General features: G+C 65.7%; 1 protein-coding gene. It reads left to right on the top strand.

Annotated elements, in window-relative coordinates; all coding sequences use genetic code 11:
* A partial coding sequence (locus ACZ267_RS12920; protein ID WP_463680351.1) for a hypothetical protein occupies positions 1-268 on the top strand: 268 nt, incomplete at both ends.

Here is a 268-nt window from a genome sequence, read left to right as displayed (position 1 = left end):
CTCTTGAGGCCAGCGGCGACCTGGACGGGGCGATCCACGCGCTGGAAGGCTTGGTCGAGCAAGAACCCCACGACCAGCCGTGGCTGCGGGATTTGATCGCTCTTAGCCGGTGCTATCGCTATGCCGGAGACCTGAACCGCGCCATCGACGTCGGTGAGCGCGCCAAAGACGCGATCACCACCAACGAACTCTCCGGCCTCGCCGAAACCGTGCAGTTGACCCTGACCGTGGCGGCGGCCTACTTCCTGCGAGGAGACACCGCCTACGC

It is taken from the genome of Staphylococcus sp. AC872 (assembly GCF_979255425.1).
This window is presented reverse-complemented; position numbering and strand designations above follow the sequence as displayed.